Genomic DNA, 23,283 nt, shown 5'->3' on the forward strand with positions numbered 1-23,283 from the left:
ACGGCGCTGACACCGAACGTGGCGACCTCGCTCCCTGAGTCGTCCCCGTTCCTGCGCACACCTCTCACCTCTTTCCCGGGGAGCTTCGCCATGCGTTCGTTCATCCACGCCCTGCCCAAGGTCGAACTGCACGTCCACCTGGTCGGTTCGGCCGGCCTCGACACGGTTCTCGAGTTGGCGCGTCGTCATCCGGAGGCCGGAGTGCCCACCGACCGCGCCGAGCTGGAACGCTTCTACACGTTCCGCGACTTCGACCACTTCCTGAAGGTGTTCTGGGCCGTTCAGTCGATGCTGAAGGGCAGCGCGGACATCCACACCCTCGTCGTGGGCCTGGCTCGCGAGCTGGCGCGGCAGAACGTCAGGTACGCCGAGGTCACCGTGACGCCGTACAACCACCTGACCGACGGCATGGCCTCCGACGAACTCCTGGAGGGACTGGCGAGCGGCCGCGCGGAAGCTCTCGCCCTGGGCGTCGACCTGGCCTGGTGCTTCGACATCCCCGGTGAGAAGGGCCTGGTCGCTGCCCGCGAGACGCTGGCGTTCGCGCTGTCCTCCCGCCCGGAAGGCCTGGTCTCGTTCGGCCTCGGCGGCCCGGAGCAGGGCGTGGGCCGAGCCCAGTTCGCGCCTTTCTTCGCTGCCGCAAGGGAAGCGGGCCTGCACAGCGTCCCGCACGCGGGGGAGACGTCCGGCCCGGAGACGATCTGGTCGGCGTTGCGCGACCTGCACGCCGAGCGCATCGGCCACGGCACGAGCTGCTGGGAGGACCCGGCGTTGCTGGAACACCTGGCGTTGAAGGGAGTTCCGCTGGAGGTCTGCCCGACGTCCAACGTGCGCACCCGGCAGGTCGCCTCCATCGAGGCGCATCCGGTGCGGCAGATGCTCGACGCCGGCGTCGTCGTGACGCTGAACACCGACGACCCGCCGTTCTTCGGCGCCACCCTGGAAGGCGAATACCTCGCCGTGGCCACGACACTGGGCCTCGGCCGCACCGAGGTGGCCCGCCTGGCCGAGAACGCCGTGCTGGCGTCGTTCCTGCCGAGCGACCGCAAGACCGCGCTGCTGGAGGAGATCGCCGCGGTGTCCGATTAGCACGGCAGGGCCGAAGTTGTTGCCCTCTCACCCGAAACCCTGACGTCAAGCCGTTCAGCGCATCTCGACAGGCGGCGTCGAGATGCGTTGTTCGGGCACCATCGCGGTGCATTGACATCCACATCGGGGGTCCGGTGAAGAGAACTCTTGTCGTACTCACAGCTGTCGCGGCCGCACTTGGGATCGCTCCCACGGCGAACGCGACCTACTCCACCTCGCTGGTCGTCATGGGCGACTCCTACGCCTCCGGCACCGGCGCGGGCTCCTATCAGGACGGCACCGCGGGCACCTGCTGGCGGAGCGACAACTCCTACGGCGAACAGGTGGCCGCCCGCCTGCGCGCCCAGGGACGCCTGGGCAGCTTCACGAACGTCAGCTGCAGCGGCGTGGAAACCCAGGAACTCGCCGCCCCGTTCAAGGGCCAGCGGCCCCAGTACGAGGCCCTGAAGCGCAACACGAACGTGGTGCTCCTGACCATCGGCACCAACGACCTCCAGTACGCGCAGTACGGCGGCCTGTGCATCCAGTCGGACTGCACCGGCGCACCCACCGAGGCCATGCTGGCGAAGCTCCCGCAGATGGGCAGCAACGTCACCGGCGTCCTCACCGAGATCAAGAAGCGCAGCCCGCACGCCCGAGTCGTCCTCGTCGGCTACGGCCGTCAAGTGTCCACAAAGGCCAACCCGGCAGGCGCCACCCTCGACCCGGTCTGCGGCGACGGCATCCTCACCACCGAGGAACGCGCGCAGGGCAACGAGGTCGCGGACGGCATCGACGCGACGCTGCGTTCGGCGGCGGCGAAGGCTCTCCACCGTGGCGTCAACGTCACGTACGTGAGCCCGTTCTCCCGCCCCGGCACGTTCGAGGGCCACGCCCTGTGCGAGTCGGGCACCCCGTTCCTGCGCGGGTTCGACGCGCTGGCGCCGGGCCAGGAGGGCCAGGAGGCCGTGTTCCACCCGAACCAGCAGGGCCAGACGGCCCTCGCCTCGCTCGTCCGGGTCTGATCCACCGGTGGCGGAACGTCCCGCAGGGGCACGAGACAGGGCGTTCCGCCAACCGCCGGAATCGATCGTTCGGCCGGTGGACACCGTCCGGCGTGGCGAGGATCGTGCAGGACGTGGAAGAGGTCGTCGAGGTGACGGACTTGGACGCGGCGCACGCGGTGCTGACCACGGCGTACGCGAAGTTGCGGTTCAGCAGCGGTGACCGGGGCTCGTCGCTGCGCTTCGCCTCCCGCGCGCTCGGCCCCGTGCGGTTCGACCGGCTGAGCGGGCACATCGGGTTCGAGGCGGCCGGCGAGCCGATGGGGGACTACATCTTCGGGCACCTGACGTCCGGGCGGCTTCGCTACAGCTCTGACGGCGAGGACCGGTTCGTGTCGCCGGGCGAGGTCTTCCTGTCCGTGCCGCCCGGCCGGCCGTTCACGGCGGGTACGCAGGACCCGCGGGCGTCGATGATCGTGTTCACGCAGGCCGTGGTGGACGAGGTTGCTGACGGCGTGCGCTTTGCCGGGTGTCGCCCTCTCTCGTCACGGGCTGGCGCTGCGTGGATGTCGATGTGCACCCATCTGCACGATGAGGTGCTACCGACGTTCGGCGACAACGAGTTGGTCGTGGCGAACGCGACGCGTCTGTTCGTGTCGACCACACTGGCGACGTTTCCCCACAGCGCGTTGGTGGACACGGCCGAGCGGCACGGTGCACAGCCGAAGACGCTGAGGCGCGCCATCGCGTTCATCGAGGCCAACGCCGCGAAGGACATCACGGCCGGAGACATCGCACGGGCTGCACGGGTGTCCATCCGTGCGTTGCAGTTGGCGTTCAGGCGTCATCTCGACACGACCCCGATGGCCTATCTACGGCGCGTGCGGCTGGCGTGTGCGCACGAAGACCTACGTGCGGCGAACGGCACGGTGACAGCTATCGCCGCGAGGTGGGGTTATGCGCGGCCGAGTGTGTTCGCTGCGCACTACCGCACGGCCTATGGACGTTCGCCCTCGCAGACGCTTCGCTTTTGAAGCTGACGCTTCGTTCTGGCTGCTATCGTTCGGGCCGGTCCGTGCGCTGAAGTTGGTCGATGACTGCCCGTGAGACCAGCCCGTTCGCCGTGCGGACGCAACGCTCCGGCACCCGCTTCGTCGCCACCTGCCGCGGCGAGATGGACATGACGACCTGCGACCTCCTCTTCGCCGCCGTGCTGCCCGGCGTCACCGACACCACGACCGACCGCGTGACGATCGACCTGGCCGACGTGACGTTCCTGTCCGCGAGCGGCCTGCGCACCCTGCTGCTCCTGCTGTGCGCGGCCCACCACAACGGCAAGTCGTTCGACCTGCACCGCACCCGGCCGCAGGTGCGCCGGGTGCTGGACCTGTTCGGCTTCACCACCTTCAAGGCGGGCCTTGTGTGGCAGGCAACCATGTCGCCGAAGGGCCACCACAACTAGCTTGACCAGCTATGTTGCTTCCGCTGGTACTGGTCCTCGCGCTCACGCCGCCGACCGCCGCGACGAAGGTCCCCGGCGCGGAACACCACGAACTGACCCGCCTCGCCGACCTCACCACCACGGGCCTCGTCGCCACCGGCCACACCGACCCGGCCGACTGGGCGGGCCTCACCAGCGCCGCACTCCCGGTGCCGCCGGCCGTCCCCGGCATCCAGATCGACGGCTACTTCCCGGACACCTCCCGCACCAACACCAACCACGGCTGGCACGACTCCCAGTTCGTGATCAGACTCCCGGACCGCTGGAACGGCGGCCTGGTCGTCACCGGCGCCCCCGGCGTCCGCGAGCAGTACGCCAACGACCGGGCCATCTCCGACTGGGTCCTCTCCCGCGGCTACGCCTTCGCCGCCACCGACAAGGGCAACACCGGCGCCCAGTTCTACAAAGACGGCAACGCCATGCAGGAGTGGAACCACCGCTTCACCCAGCTCACGATCGCCGCCAAGTCCGTTGTCTCCCAACGCTACGGCCGAGCCCCGCGCCGCACGATCGCCACCGGCATCTCCAACGGCGGCTACCTCGTCCGCTGGCAGCTGGAGAACCGCCCGCACCTCTACGACGGCGGCGTCGACTGGGAGGGGACGCTGTGGACGGCCAAGGGCCCCAACCCCCTCACCTTCCTGCCACCGATCCTGCGCGCCTACCCCCGCTACCTGGCAGGCGAACCGGGCGCGCACGAGGAGATGGTCGCAGCAGGTTTCCCAGCGGGCACCGAGTTCCTGTGGGACTACCATTACCGCTACTACTGGGACCTGACCCAGCGCATCTACCGCGAGGAGTTCGACCCGGGCTTCGACGGCGCCCTGGAGGCAGGCGTCCCGTTCTGCGCCTCAGGAACGCCCAACTGCGACGCCGACTACTCCTACGCGGCGCGCCGCCCCATCGCCGGACCCGCCGTCTCGAAGGTCGCGTTGACGGGCAAGGTGAAACGGCCACTGCTGACCGTGCATGGCACCTACGACGTGCTGCTGCCGATCAGCCAGGACTCGGACGTGTACGCGGCCATGACGCCCGACCGGCTGCACCGCTACTACCGGGTGGAGCAGGGAACGCACGTCGACGGCCTGGTGGACACCTACCCGGACCGGCTGAGGCCGCTCGCGCCGTGCCACCGGTCGGCGTTCGTGGCGCTGGAACGGTGGTTGGACGGCGTGCAACCACCGCCCTCGGCCACTCTGCCCAGGCCCGCGGACGTGAGCACCTGTCCGCTCGCGTGACGCCGGCGACAAAGGCGCAGCGAGTGGGAGTCGCAGCGGAATCGCGCATTTGCGCAGGTCAGATGGAATTGTTGACAGCCTTAACCTTGATGAGTGGTGACGCGACGAGCCTGTGGAACTCCGCCTCGCGGCGCCCTTGATCTAAGAGAAGTTGTTGACCTCGTCTGAGCAGCAGAACTCGCGTGAAAACAACCGTCAGGCGGTTCTGGGAAACTCCACCGTGCTCGCTGTTGATCTGCTTGCCGATGGCGTCTCAATCATTTTGGCCGTGCAGGCGAGCCTGAAAGAGGATGCCATCCTCTTCGGTGTTGCCGGCGTGCTGCTTGCAGTCGGCTGTCTCGCGTCGCTCAGCGGGCGACGGTCATTACCGCAGGTACCACGACTACGCCGTTCGTTGGTCCCGATCCCGCGCTCTATCGGGACAACACCGGCGCCAACTGCAGAACCATCGTTGACTGCCGCTCGCAGGCTTGCCCCTTCGCGAAGCGTGTCACCTACGCCGACTGCGCCAACTCGAAGGAGCAGAAGGAGGTGGCGGATGTCGATATCAAGACGGGGTTGGTGCTGTGCATCCAGAAGGCAGATGGGCGAGCGTGACCGTATCAAACCGATACGTTGAGAACGGAGCGACTGAGCTCGACTTGCAGATCGTTGTGTGGAAGCGCCCCAACGAGTAAATCGGCGTAAGAGAACGATCAGGGCGAGTCTCGAGAGGTCAGGTGTCATCCTCGTCCGCCGTCGTGATCCAATCGGGGACGTGGCCACCATCGAGTACGTCCTCGGCGACATCACCGAGCAGGAAGTCGACGTGATCGTGAACGCCGCCAACTCCTCCCTGCTGGGCGGCGGGGGAGTGGACGGCGCGATCCACCGCAAGGGCGGGCCCGAGGTCCTCGACGCCTGCCGGAAGCTCCGCGCCGGCCACTACGGCGGCGGCCTCAAGACCGGCCAGGCCGTCGCCACGCCCGCGGGCAGGCTCAAGGCGCGCTGGGTCGTCCACACCGTCGGCCCGGTCTGGTCCGCGACCGAGGACCGCTCAGCACTCCTGGCCGACTGCCACCACAACGCCCTGAAGGTCGCGAAAAGCCTGGGCGCACGATCGATCGCCTTCCCCGCGATCTCCACCGGCATCTACCGCTGGCCGGTCGAAGACGCCGCCCGCATCGCCAACGCCGCCGTGCGGGACGCCGGCATCGAGCTGATCAGGTTCGTGCTGTTCGACGAGAAGACCCTGAACGCCTACCGCCCGTAGTCCGCGATCTCCATCGCCCACCGGTACACCTCGCCGGGATCCCCCAACGCCGCAGGCAGAGCAGCCGGCACCAGGGTTCCGCTCAACGCGTCCAACAGGTCGTACAACCCGAGATGCGCCCACTCCCACAGCATGCTGTCGAAGTTGTAGGCCCGCATCAACGGCCCGACCCGCTCCCGGATCGAGTCGACGGCCGACGGCGACAACCCCACCCCGTGCAGTCGTGCCGAGGTGGCGGCGACGTGCTCCGAACCGAACGAAGTGTCGAGGAACGGCTCCAGCAGGTTTCCCCACACGTCGAACCGCACCACTTCTGGCACGTCGTGCCGTGCGCAGAACGCCTTCAGCCCGGCGGAGTCGGTCAAGAACAACGTCTCACCGGCCACGGTCCGAAGCTCGAACGGCGCGAACGACGTGGACACGTCACGCACGTCGGCAGCGCGCAACACCCCGTGCGGCGCAACGGAAGCCCACGGAAACCGGTACCCGGCGAACACGATGCTGTCCGGGCCGAACGTCACCGTCATCGCGCGACGGTGCTTTCCCGCACCTGCAAGGAGAACGGCGTCTCCACGTCCTCCAGCACCGAGTCCGGCGACTCCACCCGCCGGTGCAGCAGGTCCACGGCCGCGCGGGCGATGGCGGACTTGTCCGGCGCCACAGAGGTCAGCGACGGCGAGCTGTAAACGCTCTCCTCGTTGTTGTCGAAGCCGACCACGGCCAGCTGCGACGGCACCCGCACGAACCGTTCGGCCGCTGCCCGCATCGCGCCGATCGCCAGCAGGTCGTTGAAGCAGAACACCGCGTCCGGCGGCATCCGCAGGTCCAGCAACGACTTCATGGCAGCGGCGCCGTCCGCGCGGTGGTAGTTCAAGGCGGGCACGACGAGCTCGTCCTGGAACGGCAACCCGGCCTCCGCCAGCGCTGCGCGGTACCCCTCAAGACGCAAAGCAGCCGTACCACGGTGAGGGTGTGCGCCGATCGCGGCGATCCGCTTGTGCCCCAACGAGATCAGGTGCCGAACGGCGGCCTGTGCGGCGGCCACGTTGTCGATGCCGACGCGCGAGATCGGGACGTCCACCGCGTGCTCACCCAGGAGCACCGCGGGCACGGACAGCTGGAAGTCGTCCACCTGCAACGCCTCGGGCGACAGGATCGCCGCGTCCACCAGGTGCGGGCCCAGCGAGGCCAACGCCGAGCGCTCGCCGGCCAAGGTGCCGAACGTCTGCTCGATGAGCACGTTCCACTCGTGCTCCTGGGCGGCGGCGATCACCAGGCCCGCCAGTTCGGCGAAGTACGGAATGGAAAGCTCCGGCAGGACCAGGGCGATGAAGCCGGTGCGGCCGCGGCGGAGGTTGCGGGCGCCGAGGTTGGGGCGGTAGCCGGTCGCTTCGAGCGCCTCCTCGACGCGGCGGCGGTTGTCCGGTTTGACGAACGAGTAGCCGTTGACCACGTTCGACACGGTCTTGACCGAGACTCCCGCCAGCCGGGCGACGTCCTTGAGCGTGGCCAACACAGCCTCCTGAAAAGTGCCGCGAAAAAAACCGAGACGGTTCCGGGTCTTTACATCGTTGGAACAACGATGCAAATCTAACGCCTGAGAGCGCGTCCACGCCAAGCCCGCCGTGTAGGAGCCAACGATGTCTCGCATGTTGCTCATCGCCGTCGCCGCCTTGCTCGTGACGGGGTGCACAGCCAGAGAAACCCCGACCACAGCCAGTAGCGAGGGGCCCGCCGCGTCCGCCGCGCAGAACCAAAGCGCAGGTCCCGGCTGTGCGCGCAGCAAGACCGGGTACCCGCAGGTCGAGCTCAAGGGCGCCTCGGTCGGCTTCTCGCAGTCGGAGAAGGAAGCGAACCCGTTCCGCATCGCGGAGACCCAGTCGATCAAGGACGAGGCCGCCAAGCGGGGCGCCGACCTGCTGGTCACCAACGCCCAGAGCGACCTGAACAAGCAGATCAGCGACATCAAGTCGCTGCTCGACCGCGGCGTGAAGCTGCTCATCGTCGCGCCGCTCAACTCCGACGGCCTGCAGCCCGCGTTCGACGCGGCCAAGGCCAAGCAGGTGCCGGTCGTGACGATCGACCGCAAGGTCACCTCGCAGCCCTGCGCCGACTACCTGACCTTCATCGGTTCCGACTTCGTCAAGCAGGGCGAACGCGCCGCGCAGCAGATGATCAAGGCCACCGGCGGCACCGGCAAGGTCGCGATCCTGCTCGGCGCCTCGGGCAACAACGTCACGGTCGACCGCACCAAGGGCTTCAAGGACGGCATCGCGGGCACGCCGGGCCTCTCCGTCGTGGCCGAGCAGACCGGTGAGTTCGACAGGTCCAAGGGCCAGGCCGTGATGGAGCAGCTCATCCAGAGCAACCCCGACATCACCGCCGTCTACGCCGAGAACGACGAGATGGGCGTCGGCGCCGTCACCGCGCTCAAGGCCGCGGGCAAGCAGCCGGGCAAGGACGTCAAGGTCGTCTCCATCGACGGCACCCGCAACGCCGTGCAGCTCATCGCGGACGGCAGCTACACCGCGGTCGTCGAGTCCAACCCGCGCTTCGGTCCGCTCGCGTTCGACACGCTGGAGAAGTTCGGCAAGGGCGACGAGATCCCGGCGACCATCGTGATCTCCGACGACGAGTACGACACCACGAACGCCGCGCAGAAGCTCGGCAATGCCTACTGATCCGGTGATCGAGGTCGCGGGCGTCACCAAGACGTTCGCCGGCGTCCGCGCCCTCGACGACGTCAGCTTCACGCTCCAGCGCGGCGAGATCCACGCGCTGGTCGGGGAGAACGGCGCCGGCAAGTCGACGCTGATCAAGGTGCTGACCGGCATCCACACCCCGGATGCCGGCTCCATCACCCGCAACGGGCACATCTCCACGATCTACCAGGAGGTGAACCTCGTCCCGTTGATGAGCGTCTCGGCGAACCTGTTCCTCGGCCGCGAGCCGCGCAACCGGTTCGGGCTGATCGACCGTGCCAAGAGGGATGCCGACGCCGCGAAGCTCCTGCAGGGCTACGGCATCACGGCGGACGTGAGCAGCCCGCTCGGGACGCTCGCGGTCGGCGAGCAGCAGATGGTCGCGCTCGCGCGGGCCGTCGACGCCGAGGCGGACGTCGTCATCATGGACGAGCCCACGTCGTCGCTGGAACCGCGCGAGGTCGAGACGCTCCTCGGGGTGGTGCAGAAGCTCCACGACGAGGGCATCGCGATCATCTACGTCAGCCACCGCATGGACGAGCTGTACCGGATCTGCGACACCGTGACGGTGCTCAGGGACGGTGTGAACGTTCACAGCGGCTCCCTCGAAGAGCTTCCGCGCATCGAGCTCGTCTCGCTGATGCTCGGCAGGTCGGTGAAGGAGATCGAACGCGACGGCACCACGGCGTTCGGCGAGGACCACCACGCCGACACCCAGCCGGTGCTCGAAGCGCGCAACCTGACGAGCACGCCGCGGATCAACGACGTGAGCGTGTCCATCCGGCCCGGCGAGGTCGTGGGCCTCGCCGGCCTGCTCGGCTCCGGCCGCACCGAGACCGCAAAGGCGATCATCGGCGCGCTCCCGCTGAACAGCGGCACGGTGCTCGTCGCGGGCAAGCCCGTGGCGCACACCGTGAAGGCGTCGACCAGGGCGGGCGTCAGCATGCTCGCCGAGGACCGCAAGACCGAGGGGATCATCCCGAACCTGTCCGTGCGCGAGAACATCGTGCTCGCGGCGCTGCCGAGGCTGAGCAGGTTCGGCGTGGTCAGCAGGTCCAAACAGGACAGGATCGTCGACACCTTCGTCAAACGCCTGCGCATCAAGGTGTCCAGCCCCGAGCAGAAGGTCGCGGAGCTGTCCGGCGGCAACCAGCAGAAGGTGCTGCTCGCCCGGTGGCTGTGCACCGAACCGAGGATCCTGCTCCTCGACGAACCGACGCGCGGCATCGACGTCGGCGCCAAGGCCGAGGTGCAGGCGCTGATCGACGAGCTCGCGCGGGAAGGCCTGGCGGTGCTGCTGATCAGCTCCGAACTGGACGAACTGCTCGACGGGTCGGACCGCGTCGTCGTGCTGCGCGACGGCGCGGTCGCCGGAGAGCTCGAAGGAGAGCAGCTGACCCGTGAGCACGTGCTCAACGCGATCGCGGCGGAGGTGAGAGATGACGCAGACAGCCGCTAAAGCCACCAAGGTCACCACGAAGGCCACGCGCACGCAGTGGTTGCAGGACAACGGTGTCTACGTCGCCGTCGTCGTCCTGCTGCTGTTCAACGCCCTGTTCACGGCCAACTTCCTGACGGTCGGCAACTTCACCACGCAGCTCGTGCAAGCCGCGCCGGTGCTGATCGTCGCGCTCGGCATGGCGCTGGTGATCGGCACCGAGGGCGTCGACCTGAGCGTCGGCGCGGTGATGGCGCTCGCCGCCGCGATCATCCCGCTCTACCTGGGCGCGGGCCCGCTGATGGCGATCACGATGGCGCTCGTCGTCGGCGTGCTCTGCGGAGCGTTCAACGGGTTCCTGGTCGCCAAGGTCGGCATCCAGCCGATCGTCGCCACGCTGGCGTTGCTGGTCGGCGGCCGCGGCCTCGCCCTGGTGATCGCGAACGGCCAGCTCGTGCAGCTGCGCGACCCGGCGTTCCTCGCCCTCGGCACCGACGACGTGCTCGGCATCCCGGTCAGCGTGCTGATCGCGGGGGTGTTGGCGCTCGTCATCGCCGCTGTCACCAACCGCACGACGTTCGGCCGTCAGCTCGTCGCGATCGGTGGCAACCGCAAGGCGGCCACGCTCGCGGGCCTGCCGGTCAACCGGGTGCTGGTCGGCGTCTACGCGATCTGCGGCGCGCTCGCGGCGATCGCGGGCGTGCTGGCCACCTCCCGGCTCGCCGCCAGCGACCCGGCCGACATGGGCATGCTGATGGAGCTGTCCGCGATCACCGCCGTGGTCGTCGGCGGGACCCCGCTGACCGGCGGCAAGGTCCGCGTGCTCGGCACCGTGTTCGGCGTGATCCTGATGCAGCTCGTCAGGGCCACCCTGATCAAGCACAACCTGCCCGACTCGATCGCGCAGATGATCCAGGCCGCGATCATCGTCGCCGCCGTCTACGTGGCTCGGGAGCGCCGATGACGACGACACTCACCAAGGCGGCGCCGAGCCCGACCAAGGCCGCGCGCACCAAGGTCCTGCAACGCCAGGGCGCCGCCGTCGCGCTCGTGCTCATGGTCGCGGTGTCGTGGCTGGTGTTCCCGCGCTTCGGCAGCCTCGACAACCTGCGCGACCTCGCGTTGCAGGGCTCGTTCCTGGCGATCATCGCGATCGGCATGACGTTCGTGATCATCACGGGCGGCATCGACCTGTCCGTCGGCTCGCTCTACGCGCTCGGCGGCGTGCTCGCCGCGTGGGGCTCGCAGTACGGGTTCCTGGTGGCGCTGGCACTTCCGCTCGTCGTGTGCGGGTTGATCGGCCTGATCAACGGCCTGCTGATCGCCAAGACGAACATGGCGCCGTTCATCGTCACCCTGGCGTCGCTGCTGTTCGCCCGCGGACTGCTGCTCGCGATCACCGACGAGGGCGCCAACACGTACAAGATCGACGGCGACAGCGCGTTCGTCGAGCTCGGCCGCGGCACCGTGGCGGGCTTCGGCTACCCGATCTTCGTCGCCGCCGTGCTCGCCCTGCTCGGCGGCATGGTCCTGAACCGCACCAACTTCGGCCAGAACGTGTTCGCCACCGGTGGCGCCGAGCAGTCGGCGGTCCTCCTCGGTGTCCCCGTCGCCAGGACCAAGATCCTCGTCTACACGATGAGCGGCACGCTGGCGGGTCTCGCCGGCGCCCTGACCGCCGCCTATCTGCAGTCGGGCGTCACGGTCATCGGCGTCGGCCTCGAACTGGACGCCATCGCGGTCGTCGTCATCGGCGGAACCCTGCTGACCGGTGGCATGGGCACGATCCTCGGCACCGTGATCGGCGTGGGCCTGATCAAGGTCATCCAGAACGTCATCAACCAGATCGGCACGCTCGACAGCAACTACCAGTCAGTGGTCAGCGGCGTGTTCCTCCTCATCGTCGTTGTCCTACAACGAATATTGCGAAGATAGGAGAGCCATGACCAGACGCGTCCTGGGCGTATTGGTCGGAATCCTCATCACAGCAACCTTTCTGACACCGACAGCGGCGCAGGCGGCGGAGTGGGTCCCGAAGACCCCTCCGCTGGCCACGCCGTGGACCTCGCAGGTGTCACCGACGAACGCACTGCCCGAGTACCCGAGGCCGCAGCTGCAACGGCCGGAGTGGCAGAACCTCAACGGTGTCTGGGAGTTCGCTGGGGCACCCAACCTCTCGAACCCGCCCATCGGCAGGCCGCTGGCCGAGGGCGTGCTCGTGCCGTACCCGATCGAGTCCGCGCTGTCGGGGATCAAACGGCACGAGGACAACATGTTCTACCGCCGCACCTTCACCGTGCCGGCCGGGTGGAACGGCCGTCAGGTCAAGCTGAACTTCGGCGCCGTGACCTGGGAGACCCGCGTCTGGGTCAACGGCAGGCAGGTCGGCACGCACACCGGCGGCTTCGACGCGTTCTCGTTCGACATCACCTCGGCGCTGAACGGCGGCACCAACGAGATCGTCGTCGGCGTCACCTCGACGATCGACGGCAGCCGCTACCCGATCGGCAAGCAGCGCCGCAACCCGAGCGGGATCTTCTACACGGCCGCGTCCGGCATCTGGCAGACCGTGTGGCTGGAACCGGTGCGGGCAGCCGGCATCACCCGCCTCGACACGACCCCGAACGTCCCCGCGAGCGCGCTCGACCTCGTCGTGCAGGGCACGGCCGGGCAGAGCGTCACCGCCGAGGTGCTGAGCGGCGGCCAGGTCGTCGGCAGGCAGACGGGCACGACCGGCACGTCGTTGCGCGTCCCCGTGCCGAACGCCCGGCTGTGGTCGCCCGACGACCCGTTCCTCTACGACCTGCGCGTGACGCTGGGCGGCGGGGACGCGGTCACGGGCTACTTCGGCATGCGGTCGCTCGGCAAGGCGATGGTCGGCGGCGTCATGCGGCCGTTGCTGAACGGGAAGTTCGTCTTCCAGAGCGGCACGCTGGACCAGGGCTACTGGCCGGACGGCATCTACACGGCGCCGACCGACGAGGCGCTGCGGTTCGACCTCGAACGCCAGAAGGCGCTGGGGTTCAACATGGTCCGCAAGCACATCAAGGTCGAACCGGCGCGCTGGTTCTACCACGCGGACCGGCTCGGCCTGATGGTCTGGCAGGACATGCCGTCCGTCGACTCGATCGACGAGGCGCCGAACTCGCACGCCAACTACGAGTCCGAGCTGCGCCGGGTGATCGACCAGCTCAAGGGCATCACGTCGATCGTGCAGTGGGTGCCGTTCAACGAGGGCTGGGGAGAGTACGACGCGGGCCGGATCGTGAACCTGATCCGCTCGATCGACAACACCCGCCTGATCAACCACAACTCGGGGTCCAACTGCTGCGTCTCGGATCCCGACCCCGGCAACGGCGACGTGATCGACGACCACCACTACCAGATCTCGGCCAACACCAGGCTGCCCGACGCCAACCGGGTCGCGATGCTCGGCGAGTTCGGCGGTCTGGGCCGCCGAGTCGTCGGCCACGAGTACCAGCCGGGTGCCGGATTCGCCTACGGCGCCCTGTACCCGGACGAGGCCTCGCTGACCAAGCGGTACGAGGAGATCATCAAACAGGTCCAGCGGCTGATCCACACCCGTGGGCTGTCCGCGATGGTCTACACCGAGCCGTACGACGTGGAGAACGAGGTCAACGGGTTCTACACCTACGACCGGCGCGTGCTGAAGATGACCGAGGCACGCGTGCGGGCGGTGAACCTCGGCGTGCTGGCGGTCGCCCGCGGCACGTCGCTGACCCCGGACGACGTGGTGTCGTTGCGCGTCACCACGTCCGGCTACACCGACCGGTACCTGCGCCACCAGGCGTCGCTGGCCCGCACCGACGTGATCAACACCGACCTCGGCAAGCTGGACGCGACGTTCAACCTGCGTCCCGGCCTCGCCGACGCGGCCTGCTTCTCGTTCGAGTCGCGGAACTTCCCCGGCCAGTTCCTGCGGCACAGCAACGGACGCGTCCGCATCGACGTGAACAACGGCTCGATCGCGGGCGACGCCACGTTCTGCGCCCGGGAAGGCTCCGGCGGCACCGCGCTGGAGTCGTTCAACGTGCGCGGGTCGTTCATCCGGCACTACAACGAGAGCGTCTACCTGGCGCGCTCGGGTGGCCCGAACCCCTGGGACACCGCGAGCTCGTTCGCCGCGGACACCACGTGGGCGGTCGGCACCGGCCTGTGGCGCAGCGGCGCGGACCTGCCGCTCGACCAGGCCCGTTCGTTCCGCGTGACCACGCCCGGCTTCACGGACCGCTACCTGCGGCACCGGGAGTCGTTGGCGCGCACGGACGTCGTGACGAGCTCCAGCGACGCCCTGACCAAGTCGGACGCGACGTTCGTGATCCGGCGCGGACTCGCCGAACCCACCTGCTACTCGTTCGAGTCCCGCAACATCCCCGGCCAGTTCCTGCGGCACGCGGACTTCCGCGTCCGCCTCGGCTCCAACGACAACACCGACCTGTTCCGCCGCGACGCGACGTTCTGCGCGCAGCAGGGCAGCGGTGGCGTGCGGCTGGAGTCGGTCAACGAGCTCGGCACCAACATCCGGCACTACTCGGAGGAGGTCTGGGTCGCCTCGAACGGCGGCGCGCACACGTACGACAACCCTGCCTCGTACAACCAGGACGTGAGCTGGGCCGTGAGCTCACCCTGGGCGCCTTAGGAGACAACATGTTGCTACGCATAGCTTCTGTGTCCGCGATCCTGTTGGGCACGCTCACCATCCCTGCCGTGACGGCGTCCGCTGACGTTGTGGACGCCATGAGCCGCGACTTCGGCATCACGCAGTCGGAGGCGCTGACCCGCATCCGCGCCGAGAAGGTCGCGCTGAAGATCGCACCCGCCGCCGAGCAGGCGGCCGCCAACGCGTACGGCGGCAGCTGGTACGCCGACGGCGAGCTGCAGGTCGCCGTCACCGATCCCGCGCGGGTGGACGCCGTGCGCGCCACCGGTGCCCAGCCGGTGCTGCGGACGAAGTCCCTCGCGTCGCTGAACACCGTGAAGACGGGCATCGACAGACTGTCGAAGGCCGGGGCCGTGCCGGAGGGCGTCGCCGGGTGGCGGGTCGACGTCCGGCGCGGCACCGTCGTCGTCGACGCTCTGCCGGGAACCGATGTTTCCGCACTGCCGAAGGATGTTGTCGTCAACACCGCCGGAGTGCAGAAGCCGCAGACGTACGCGGCCGGCACCGTGGGCGGCGACCCGTTCTACACCGGCAACGTCCGTTGCTCGATCGGCTTCTCCGTGCACGGCGGCTACGTCACGGCCGGCCACTGCAACGTCGGCGCCTGGAACGTCTACGGCTGGGACCGCTCCTGGCAGGGCGAGTTCGTCGGCTCATCGTTCCCCGGCAACGACTACGGCTGGGTGCGCACCGGCGGCGGCTGGTGGAACGTGCCGGTCGTGCTCGGCTGGGGCCAGACCAGCGACGCCCTGGTCCGCGGTTCGTGGGAGGCCCCGCCCGGCACGTCCGTGTGCCGTTCGGGTTCGACGACGCACTGGCACTGCGGCGTGATCCAGGGCCGCAACGAGACCGTGAACTACCAGCAGGGCGCGGTCTACGAGATGGTCGGCACGAGCGTGTGCGCCGAGGGTGGTGACTCCGGTGGCTCGTTCATCACCGGTGACCAGGCCCAGGGCGTCACGTCCGGCGGGTACGGCAACTGCTCCGGCGGTGGCCGCACCTGGTTCCAGCCCGTCAACGAAATCCTGCGCACGTACGGGTTGACGCTGCTGACCGCCTGATGACTCCCGCCGGGGGACGCGGGCGCCTCCGCGTCCCCCGGCGGGTTCCACCTGACGGGGAGATCATCCACCTGTGGGGGTTCTCCCTTACGCCAGAGGTCTACTGCCGGCTCAGACCACGGGCCGATGCGCGCGCAGACCCGGCCCTTGTGAACTGTCCCGGACGTTCTGACGTTCCTCTGGGGAGAGTTCATGTCCTTCCTGACCGACGCCCTCGAAGGCCTCGCCGGCCTGCCGCAACCCGCCGTCCTGGCCGTCACGGGCGCGTTGACGCTGGCCGAGTGCACGCTCGGCGTCGGCTTCCTGGCACCGGGCGAGAGCGCGTTGCTGCTGGCCTCCACGACCGTGACGACGCTGCCCCGCTTCCTGGTCATGTGGCTCGTGGTCACGGTCTGCGCGGTGGCGGGCGACAGCATCGGCTACTACCTCGGCCGCCGCTACGGCGACCGGCTGCGCGACAGCAGGATCATCCGCAAGGTGGGACAACAGCACTGGGACAAGGCGGGCGACCTGCTGCGCCGCCGTGGCGCGTGGGCGGTGTTCTTCGCGAGGTTCATGCCCGTCGTGCGCACGCTGGTCCCGGCGTCGGCGGGTGCGTCCAAACTGGACTATCGCCGGTTCCTGCCCGCCTCGATCGCGGGCGCGGTGTGCTGGTCAGCGCTGCACATCGGCATCGGCGCCACGGCAGGCGCCTCGGCGAAGTACGTCGAGTCGGTCTTCAACGGCGCGATGTGGGTCCTGCTGGGCATTGCTGCGCTGGTCACCGTGATCGTCGTGCTGCGCCGCCGCAAGGCCACCGTGAGTTCGTGACGGGGTCAGCACCTCCTTGCTGATGTCGCGGTGCAGGACCTCCGCGGACCAGCCGAGCGCGGAGGCGCGGTGGAAGAGCTGTTCGGCGAAGACGACGCTGCGGTGGCGGCCGCCCGAGCACCCGGTGGCGAGGACGACCGTGCCTCGTTCGAGGGCGACGAGCGCGGTGACGGCGTGGAAGACGCGGTCGAGGTACTCGGGGACGCCTCGGGTGCGGAGGACCCTGGAGACGACCGCCGGGTGGCGGCCGGTCAGGTCGCGCAGCCGCGGTGAGACGAGCGGGTCGCGGAACCGCTCGCGCAGGTCCACGACGAGGTCGGCGGCCGGAGCGGGCCCGTGCCCGAACCCGATGGAGACGATCCGCAGCTGCGGGGTGGTGTCGGTTCCCATGAGCCCACGATCGAGCCGGAAGCCCTTGCAGGACAGGAGTTTCCCGAGTCCCGCCGAGGCTGGAACGGGCAACGTCGGCCAGTCGCCGCGAGGTGCGCCTGATCGGCCGATGCCCACCGGGGCACAAACGCGTATTTTCTTCACGTCTGCGTCCCGGTGGAAGGTGGTCGCCTTGCTGGCAGCCGGTCTGGTGTTGGCGGTACTCGCGAGCGGCGCCCCGCTCGACCCCAGGGAGCCGGGCGAGCACTCGGTGGTCTACCGCGCCGAGACCGTCATCTCGGCACCTCAGGAACGCGTCTACGGCCTCATCACGGACTTCGCGGGGTACGCGCGCTGGAACCCGTGGGTCGTGAAGGCCGCGGGCGGGACGGCGCCGGGCGACGAGGTGCGGGTGGACGTGCTGCTCGGCTCGGTGCGGATGGCCGCGAAGCACACCGTGCTCAACGGCGTTCCCGGTCAGCGGTTCTGCTGGAAGGACGCAGGCTGGAACGCGTGGTTCGTGTACGGCCAGCGTTGTCGAACGCTCACAACGCAGCCGGACGGGACCGTGCTGGTGACCAACGAGCTGCTGGTCGACGGCGTGCTGTCCGGGGGAACGGACCTCTTCATCGGCAAGGCGATGAAGGACGGCATGCAGGCCGAGAACGCAGCCCTGAAGCGGACCGCCGAGGCGGGCTGAGCCTGGTGTCGACGGACAGTCGACGGATTGTCGACGGGGCGGGCCATCGTGAGCGGCGACCAAAAGGGGAGGTACCCATGAGGAAACGGATCGCCACCACGGCGCTCGCCTCGACCGCCGCCATCGCCGCTCTGCTCGGCACCGCCACGCCCGCCTCCGCCGACGACCACTTCGACGTGACCGTCCGGAGCGCGGCCAGCGGCAAGTGCCTGGCACCGCAGGGAGAGTCGCGCGAGGACGGCGTGCCCATCGTCCAGACTTCCTGCGTCGGCAGCCCGTACGAGCGGTGGGACTTCATCGACCGCGGGAACCGCGTCTTCCAGATCCGGAACGCGGTCACGTTGAAGTGCATGGACGCCTTCGGGGGCAACACCGACGGGACACCGGTCATCCAGTGGCCCTGCGCCAACACCAGCAACCAGCGGTTCCAGGCCGGCCGCAACCTGCCTGACTGGGTGACGCTCAGGTCGCGGGTCGCCGGTACGAGCACGCACTGCCTCGACGTGCCGGGCAGCCGGCCCGACGAGGGGCTCGCGATGCAGATCTGGACCTGCAACGGCACCGCCGCGCAGACCTTCGGCGTGTTCCCGGTCTGACCTCGCGTCGCAGGACGAATCCTGCGACGCGACGTATCCCCGAGCCGGGAGGGTGCTCTCCTCTCTCGGTGGAACTCGGGGATGAAGACCAGGCGGGGCAGCGGATGCCGGCTACCGGCATCCGCGTGCTCGGGACGTTCGAGGTCGAGGCGGACGGCGGGCTGCTCGACCCCGGCGGGCCGCGGCTGCGGGCCGTGCTGGCGTTGCTCGCGGCGCACGCGGGCCGGCCGGTGAGCGTGGCGACGTTCGTGGCGGAGCTGTGGGGGCCGGGGGCACCGCCGGACGCGGAGCGCACCGTCCGGACCTACGTCTCCAGGCTGCGCAGGGGAGTCGGGCCGCTGGCCGCGCTGATCCGCACCCGGCCGCCGGGGTACGTGCTGCTGGAACCGGAGGTCGTGGACGCCGTCCGGTTCCAGCGGCTCGCACGGGCGGGGCGCGCCGCCCTGGCGAAGGGTGAGATCGTTGCCGCGCAGGGGTTTCTGACCGGGGCACTTGGACTGTGGCGCGGACGGCCCTACGACGAGTTCGACGGCGTCGCCGCGCTGGAGGCGGAGCGGACTCGGCTGGACGGGGTGCACCTCGACGTCGTGCAGGACCGCGTGGACACCGACCTGGCCACCGGGGCCGGTGACGGGCTGGTCGCCGAACTGACCGAGCTCACGGCCAGCCGTCCCGGCCACGAGCGGTTGTGGGGCCAGCTGATGACGGCCCTGTACCGCGCCGGTCGGCAGGCGGAGGCCCTGGAGGCGTTCCGGCGGGCGCGGGCGGGACTGGTCGAGCACGCCGGGGTGGAACCGTCACCCGCGTTGACCGGCGTCCAGGAGGCGATCCTCGCGCAGGACCCCCGGTTGTTGCCCGCGAGTCCGCGTCCGGTCCAGCTGCCACCGGTGGCGCCGGGATTCGTGGGCCGTGACAGCGAACTGGCCGCGCTCGATGCCGCGGTGCACGCGAGACGGGACACGGTCGCCGTCGTCGCGGTGTGCGGGACCGCGGGAGTGGGCAAGTCCGCCCTGGCGCTGCGCTGGGCCCGGCGCAACGCCGCCCGTTTCCCCGACGGGCAGCTCTACGTGAACCTGCGGGGGTTCGACCCCGGCGGGGTCCTGCCACTGGACGAGGCGTTGCACGGCTTTCTCACCGCGCTCGGGGTCGCGTCCGATCGCGTGCCCGGCACCGTCGAGGCCCGGATAGCGCTCTACCGCGGCAGCACAGCGGGAAAGCGCTTGCTGGTCGTCCTGGACAACGCGCGCGACGCCGCACAGGTCCGGCTGTTGCTGCCACCGGAACCGGGCTGCGCCGTCGTCGTCACCAGTCGCGACGACCTGGCCGGTCTGGTGGCACGGGACGGTGCCGGCCGGGTCGAGCTGGACGTGCTCGCCCCGGAGGCCGCGACCGAGCTGCTGCGGCAGTTCATCGGCGAGCAGCACGCCACCACCGCGGAACTCGGCGAGCTCGCCGTCCGGTGCGCCCGGCTACCCCTCGCGCTGCGGGTCGCCGCCGAACTGGTCACCCGGCGCGGACAGGCCGGCCTCGACGAGCTCTCCGACGAACGCCGCAGGCTCGACCTGCTCACCGCGGGCACCGACTCCGACACCGCCGTGCGCGCCGTGTTCTCCTGGTCGGAACGGCACCTGCCCCCGGCCGCGAACCGGCTGTTCTGGTTGCTGGGGCTGCATCCCGCTCGCGACACCGGCATCGCCGCCGTCGCCGCGCTGGCCGGCGTCGACGCACCCGCCGCCCGGACGCTGCTCGGTGTCCTGCACTCCGCCCACCTCGTGGAGAGCACGGGATCCGATCGCTGGACGATGCACGACCTCCTGCGGGCGTTCGCGGGGGAACGCGCCGAGCAGCAGCTTCCAGGCCTGGAAAGCAGACAGGCGTTGAAGAACCTCTACGAGCACCACCTGACCCACGCGTTGGACGCGACCGACGCCCTGTACCCGTCCGCGAAACGATGGCGCGGCGAGCCGGCGCGGCCCCACACGCCCATGACGCCCGCCACCGCCAAGGCGTGGCTGGACACCGAACGGCCCACCCTCGTCGCGATCATCGCCACCGCCTCCGGTGAGTTCGCCGGCTACGCCGTCCGGATCGCCCGCGCCATCGGTCGACATCTCGACGTCGGTTACCACAACGCCGACGCGTTCGCGGTGCACCAGCACGCCCTCACCGCGGCGGACGAGATCGGCGACGCGGCCGGCCGGGCCCGCGCCCTGCTGGAACTCGGGCGTTCGCACGCCCGCGCGGGTGAGTACGAGGAGGCAGACGAGCGCTTCTGGGACGCGCTGGAGATGTTCCGGAGCATGGGGGACTCGGCGGGAGAAGCCAGGACCCTGCACGCTCTGGGCCACAACCAGGGCCGGGCCCGCCGCTACCACGAGGCCCTCGCCACCTACGGCCTGGCACTGGAACTGAGCCGGCGGACGGGTGATCGTGCCCAGGAAGCCGTCGGCCTCGCCAGCATCGGGCAGGTGCAGCACAGCCTCGGCAGGCACGAGGACGCGGTGGAGTGCTACCGCAGGGCCGCGTCGATCTACGCGGAGCTGGGCCAGCGGGTCGGGCAGGGCAGGATCCTCAACGACCTCGGCTGCGCCCTGCACAGCCGCGGGCGCCTGGAGGAAGCGCACGACCACCACCAAAGGGCGCTGGTGATCCTGGACGACGTCGGCGATCGCGCGGCGGCGTCGATCGCGCACACCGAACTGGGCCGCATCTGCTCGCGGTGGGGCCGTCACACCGAAGCGCTGGCGCACCACGACAACGCGATCGCCGTGTTCCGGGAGATCGGCGACCCGGTGGGCGAGGCCGAGGTGCTCGTCAACCTGGGCGCCACCCACGAACGGATGGGCCGCTACGAGACGGCTGCCGACCTGTGCCGGGACGCTGAGGAACTGGCCGTGAGGCTGGGTGACCGCCTGCTGCGGTGCGCCGCCCTCAACGGCCGCGGCCGCGCGCTGTGCGGCTTAAGCCGGTTCGACGAGGCGTTGGCGTGCCACGAGGAGGCGTTGACGCACGCACGGGAGATCCAGGACCCCGAACAGGAGGCGCGCTCGTTCGACGAGCTGGCCGCCGTGCGCTCGCACACCGGCGATGTCGCAGAGGCGCGTCGCCTGTTGAACGCGGCTCTGACGATCTACGAAACGCTCCGGATGCCGGAGGCCACCGTTGTGCGCCAACGGCTTGACGTCCTGGCCGGTTGAGGCTGTCACCGGGCGGATCGGCGTGCGGCACGACCGGCAGTTTCGCGCAGGCGTTGATCAACTAGGTGGCAGCAGGCAGTGCCGCCGTTCGTCGTTGTCTCATGTGGCGATCTGACCAACAACGGCCGTACTTGTCCACCATTCAACTTCCAGCTGTGTGGCGCTCACCTTCCCGTTCACCTCTTGTGCACTTTCGCGAAGAGTGTCGCGGCCATGTCGGGGGGAGGCGCAGTTGCACGCTTTCAGTGTTATCGCACGGAGGAAAGCGTTGTCCGCTGGAGGTTGCTCGGTGGCAACAACAGGGTGCTAGGGGTCTGCATGCGCGGCCACGACAACCACGGCCGTGCACTGGGGGAGATCGAGCTGGTGCGGCGGGTGGCCACGACCATGAACTACACGGTGGTGCACGCGGAACGCGGTCTTTGGTGGTGGCGGCTCGGTTCGCTCGCCAAGTCCGCGCAGGGGTTCGCGCGCCGGGTCGACGCGGAGCTCGCGGCCGGGCGGTTCCGGCGCAGGGCCGGGCAGGCAGGCAACGATCCCGAGCTCGCCGTGTTCTCGCCGGGGCGAAGACGGGGTGCGCGCGGCGGCGGGCAGTCCGACGTGTGGCCGCAGCGCCCAGTTGGATGACTGTTCATCCTCGCCGGAAACCCTTGCGGTGGTTGGCGAACTACGAGGGGGAACGACCGGGATGACGGACAGCCCGCGCACGATCGCGCCCGGCATGCCGGTGGTCGATCGGGTGTTCCGCACGGCTGCCGCGTCGAGTGGCGCGCTGGTGCTGCTGATCATGGGCGGCATCGGTGTCTTCCTGGCGTACCAGGCGGTTCCGACGCTGCGCGTGCTCGGCTGGAGCTTCTTCACCGAGAACCTCTGGCGGCCCGAGTCCAATCGACTGGGAATCCTGTCGGTGGCGCTGGGCACGCTGCAGGTCGCCGCGGTGGCGATCACGATCACGGTGCCGGTCGCGCTCGGCACGGCGCTTTACATCGCCGAGTACGCGCCCGCGCGGATCAGGCGCGCCCTGATCGCGCTGGTCGACCTGATGGCCGCGATCCCCAGCGTCGTCTACGGCCTGTGGGGCTTCTTCATGTTGCAGGGCGAGATCATCTACCTCTCCCGGTGGCTGTCGAAGTACCTCGGTTTCCTGCCCTTCTTCCACGTCGAGACGGACGTCAACGCGGCGGCGTGGGAGAAGACGCAGTACACGTCGTCGATTTTCATCTGCGGCGTCGTCGTGTCGATGATGGTCATCCCGATCACCGCGTCCGTGATGCGCGAGGTGTTCTCGCAGGCACCGGTCGGCGAACGGGAGGCCGCGCTGGCGCTGGGATCCACGCGCTGGGGCATGATCCGCTCGGTCGTGCTGCCGTTCGGCAGGGGCGGCATCATCGGCGGCACGATGCTCGGCCTCGGCCGCGCGCTCGGTGAGACCATCGCCGTCGCCCTCATCATCTCGCCCGCGTTCGACGTCAAGTTCCGCGTGCTGGAGAAGGGCGGCAACACGATCTCGCAGCTGATCGCGCTGCGGTTCGGCGAGTCCAGTCCCTTCCAGCTCTCCGCCCTGCTCGCGGCCGGGCTGGTGCTGTTCCTGTTCACCCTGCTGGTCAACGTGCTCGCGTCGATGATCGTGGCCCGCAGTCGCAGCGGCGCCGCGACCGAGATCTGA

20 protein-coding genes and 1 pseudogene are annotated in these 23,283 nt (G+C 69.3%); 18 read left to right on the forward strand and 3 right to left on the reverse strand.

What is annotated here, in order from left to right; translation table 11 throughout:
• Positions 1-90 precede the first annotated feature (90 nt).
• From add to ACQEU1_RS43650, 6 genes are all read left to right on the forward strand, one after another.
• Positions 91-1,089 (forward strand): adenosine deaminase, encoded by a 999-nt coding sequence (gene add, locus ACQEU1_RS43625; protein ID WP_433216273.1) that lies wholly within the window; start codon positions 91-93, stop codon positions 1,087-1,089.
• Between the two features lie 134 nt (positions 1,090-1,223).
• Positions 1,224-2,093, forward strand: a complete 870-nt coding sequence (locus ACQEU1_RS43630) for an SGNH/GDSL hydrolase family protein (protein WP_433216276.1) — start codon at positions 1,224-1,226, stop codon at positions 2,091-2,093.
• A 92-nt stretch (positions 2,094-2,185) separates the two neighbouring features.
• Positions 2,186-3,106: an AraC family transcriptional regulator gene (locus ACQEU1_RS43635; protein WP_433216279.1), complete on the forward strand. Its 921-nt coding sequence runs from the start codon at positions 2,186-2,188 to the stop codon at positions 3,104-3,106.
• A gap of 59 nt (positions 3,107-3,165) precedes the next feature.
• The gene (locus tag ACQEU1_RS43640) at positions 3,166-3,534 is read left to right on the forward strand and encodes an STAS domain-containing protein (RefSeq protein ID WP_433216282.1); all 369 of its coding nucleotides are present in this window, start codon (positions 3,166-3,168) and stop codon (positions 3,532-3,534) included.
• Positions 3,535-3,545: 11 nt separating this feature from the next.
• Positions 3,546-4,811 carry a tannase/feruloyl esterase family alpha/beta hydrolase gene (locus ACQEU1_RS43645; protein WP_433216285.1) on the forward strand — a complete coding sequence of 422 codons (1,266 nt, stop codon included), beginning with the start codon at positions 3,546-3,548 and terminating at the stop codon, positions 4,809-4,811.
• 757 nt (positions 4,812-5,568) lie between these two features.
• The gene (locus tag ACQEU1_RS43650; protein WP_433216288.1) at positions 5,569-6,063 is read left to right on the forward strand and encodes an O-acetyl-ADP-ribose deacetylase; all 495 of its coding nucleotides are present in this window, start codon (positions 5,569-5,571) and stop codon (positions 6,061-6,063) included.
• Here ACQEU1_RS43650 and ACQEU1_RS43655 read toward each other — a convergent pair.
• Positions 6,051-6,590 (reverse strand): hypothetical protein, encoded by a 540-nt coding sequence (locus ACQEU1_RS43655; RefSeq protein WP_433216291.1) that lies wholly within the window; start codon positions 6,588-6,590, stop codon positions 6,051-6,053. The genes ACQEU1_RS43650 and ACQEU1_RS43655 overlap by 13 nt on opposite strands.
• Positions 6,587-7,579: a LacI family DNA-binding transcriptional regulator gene (locus tag ACQEU1_RS43660; RefSeq protein ID WP_433216294.1), complete on the reverse strand. Its 993-nt coding sequence runs from the start codon at positions 7,577-7,579 to the stop codon at positions 6,587-6,589. The genes ACQEU1_RS43655 and ACQEU1_RS43660 overlap by 4 nt, the downstream gene beginning before the upstream one ends.
• Before the next feature lie 124 nt (positions 7,580-7,703).
• Here ACQEU1_RS43660 and ACQEU1_RS43665 point away from each other — a divergent pair, with 124 nt between their 5' ends.
• From ACQEU1_RS43665 to ACQEU1_RS43695, 7 genes are all read left to right on the forward strand, one after another.
• Positions 7,704-8,744 (forward strand): ABC transporter substrate-binding protein, encoded by a 1,041-nt coding sequence (locus tag ACQEU1_RS43665; protein WP_433216297.1) that lies wholly within the window; start codon positions 7,704-7,706, stop codon positions 8,742-8,744.
• Positions 8,734-10,224: a sugar ABC transporter ATP-binding protein gene (locus tag ACQEU1_RS43670; RefSeq protein WP_433216300.1), complete on the forward strand. Its 1,491-nt coding sequence runs from the start codon at positions 8,734-8,736 to the stop codon at positions 10,222-10,224. Before ACQEU1_RS43665 ends, ACQEU1_RS43670 begins: the two co-directional genes overlap by 11 nt.
• Positions 10,205-11,167, forward strand: a complete 963-nt coding sequence (locus tag ACQEU1_RS43675) for an ABC transporter permease (RefSeq protein ID WP_433216303.1) — start codon at positions 10,205-10,207, stop codon at positions 11,165-11,167. The genes ACQEU1_RS43670 and ACQEU1_RS43675 overlap by 20 nt, the downstream gene beginning before the upstream one ends.
• Complete coding sequence (locus ACQEU1_RS43680) at positions 11,164-12,138, forward strand: ABC transporter permease (RefSeq protein ID WP_433216306.1); 975 nt, start codon at positions 11,164-11,166, stop codon at positions 12,136-12,138. The genes ACQEU1_RS43675 and ACQEU1_RS43680 overlap by 4 nt, the downstream gene beginning before the upstream one ends.
• Before the next feature lie 7 nt (positions 12,139-12,145).
• On the forward strand, positions 12,146-14,863 hold the full coding sequence (locus ACQEU1_RS43685) for an AbfB domain-containing protein (RefSeq protein ID WP_433216309.1): 2,718 nt from the start codon (positions 12,146-12,148) through the stop codon (positions 14,861-14,863).
• Between the two features lie 8 nt (positions 14,864-14,871).
• Positions 14,872-15,945: a S1 family peptidase gene (locus tag ACQEU1_RS43690; protein WP_433216312.1), complete on the forward strand. Its 1,074-nt coding sequence runs from the start codon at positions 14,872-14,874 to the stop codon at positions 15,943-15,945.
• A gap of 192 nt (positions 15,946-16,137) precedes the next feature.
• On the forward strand, positions 16,138-16,755 hold the full coding sequence (locus ACQEU1_RS43695; protein ID WP_433216315.1) for a DedA family protein: 618 nt from the start codon (positions 16,138-16,140) through the stop codon (positions 16,753-16,755).
• A gap of 81 nt (positions 16,756-16,836) precedes the next feature.
• Here the strand turns inward: ACQEU1_RS43695 and ACQEU1_RS43700 are convergent.
• Positions 16,837-17,145 (reverse strand): annotated as a pseudogene (locus ACQEU1_RS43700) (RapZ C-terminal domain-containing protein); the annotation flags it as partial.
• A 172-nt stretch (positions 17,146-17,317) separates the two neighbouring features.
• On the opposite strand from ACQEU1_RS43700, the gene ACQEU1_RS43705 reads away from it, so the two are divergent.
• The 5 genes from ACQEU1_RS43705 (at position 17,318) to pstC (ending at position 23,283) form a co-directional block, all read left to right on the forward strand.
• Entirely contained in the window at positions 17,318-17,824 is a 507-nt protein-coding gene (locus tag ACQEU1_RS43705; RefSeq protein WP_433216318.1) for an SRPBCC domain-containing protein, read from the forward strand.
• 77 nt (positions 17,825-17,901) lie between these two features.
• A complete protein-coding gene (locus tag ACQEU1_RS43710; RefSeq protein ID WP_433216321.1) occupies positions 17,902-18,420 on the forward strand; it encodes an RICIN domain-containing protein in 519 nt (172 codons plus the stop codon).
• A 68-nt stretch (positions 18,421-18,488) separates the two neighbouring features.
• Positions 18,489-21,617, forward strand: a complete 3,129-nt coding sequence (locus ACQEU1_RS43715; protein WP_433216324.1) for a tetratricopeptide repeat protein — start codon at positions 18,489-18,491, stop codon at positions 21,615-21,617.
• A gap of 318 nt (positions 21,618-21,935) precedes the next feature.
• Positions 21,936-22,244 (forward strand): hypothetical protein, encoded by a 309-nt coding sequence (locus tag ACQEU1_RS43720; RefSeq protein WP_433216327.1) that lies wholly within the window; start codon positions 21,936-21,938, stop codon positions 22,242-22,244.
• Between the two features lie 61 nt (positions 22,245-22,305).
• Positions 22,306-23,283: a phosphate ABC transporter permease subunit PstC gene (pstC, locus tag ACQEU1_RS43725; RefSeq protein WP_433216330.1), complete on the forward strand. Its 978-nt coding sequence runs from the start codon at positions 22,306-22,308 to the stop codon at positions 23,281-23,283.

Source organism: Lentzea sp. CA-135723 (assembly GCF_050936595.1).
Classification (GTDB): Bacteria; Actinomycetota; Actinomycetes; order Mycobacteriales; family Pseudonocardiaceae; genus Lentzea.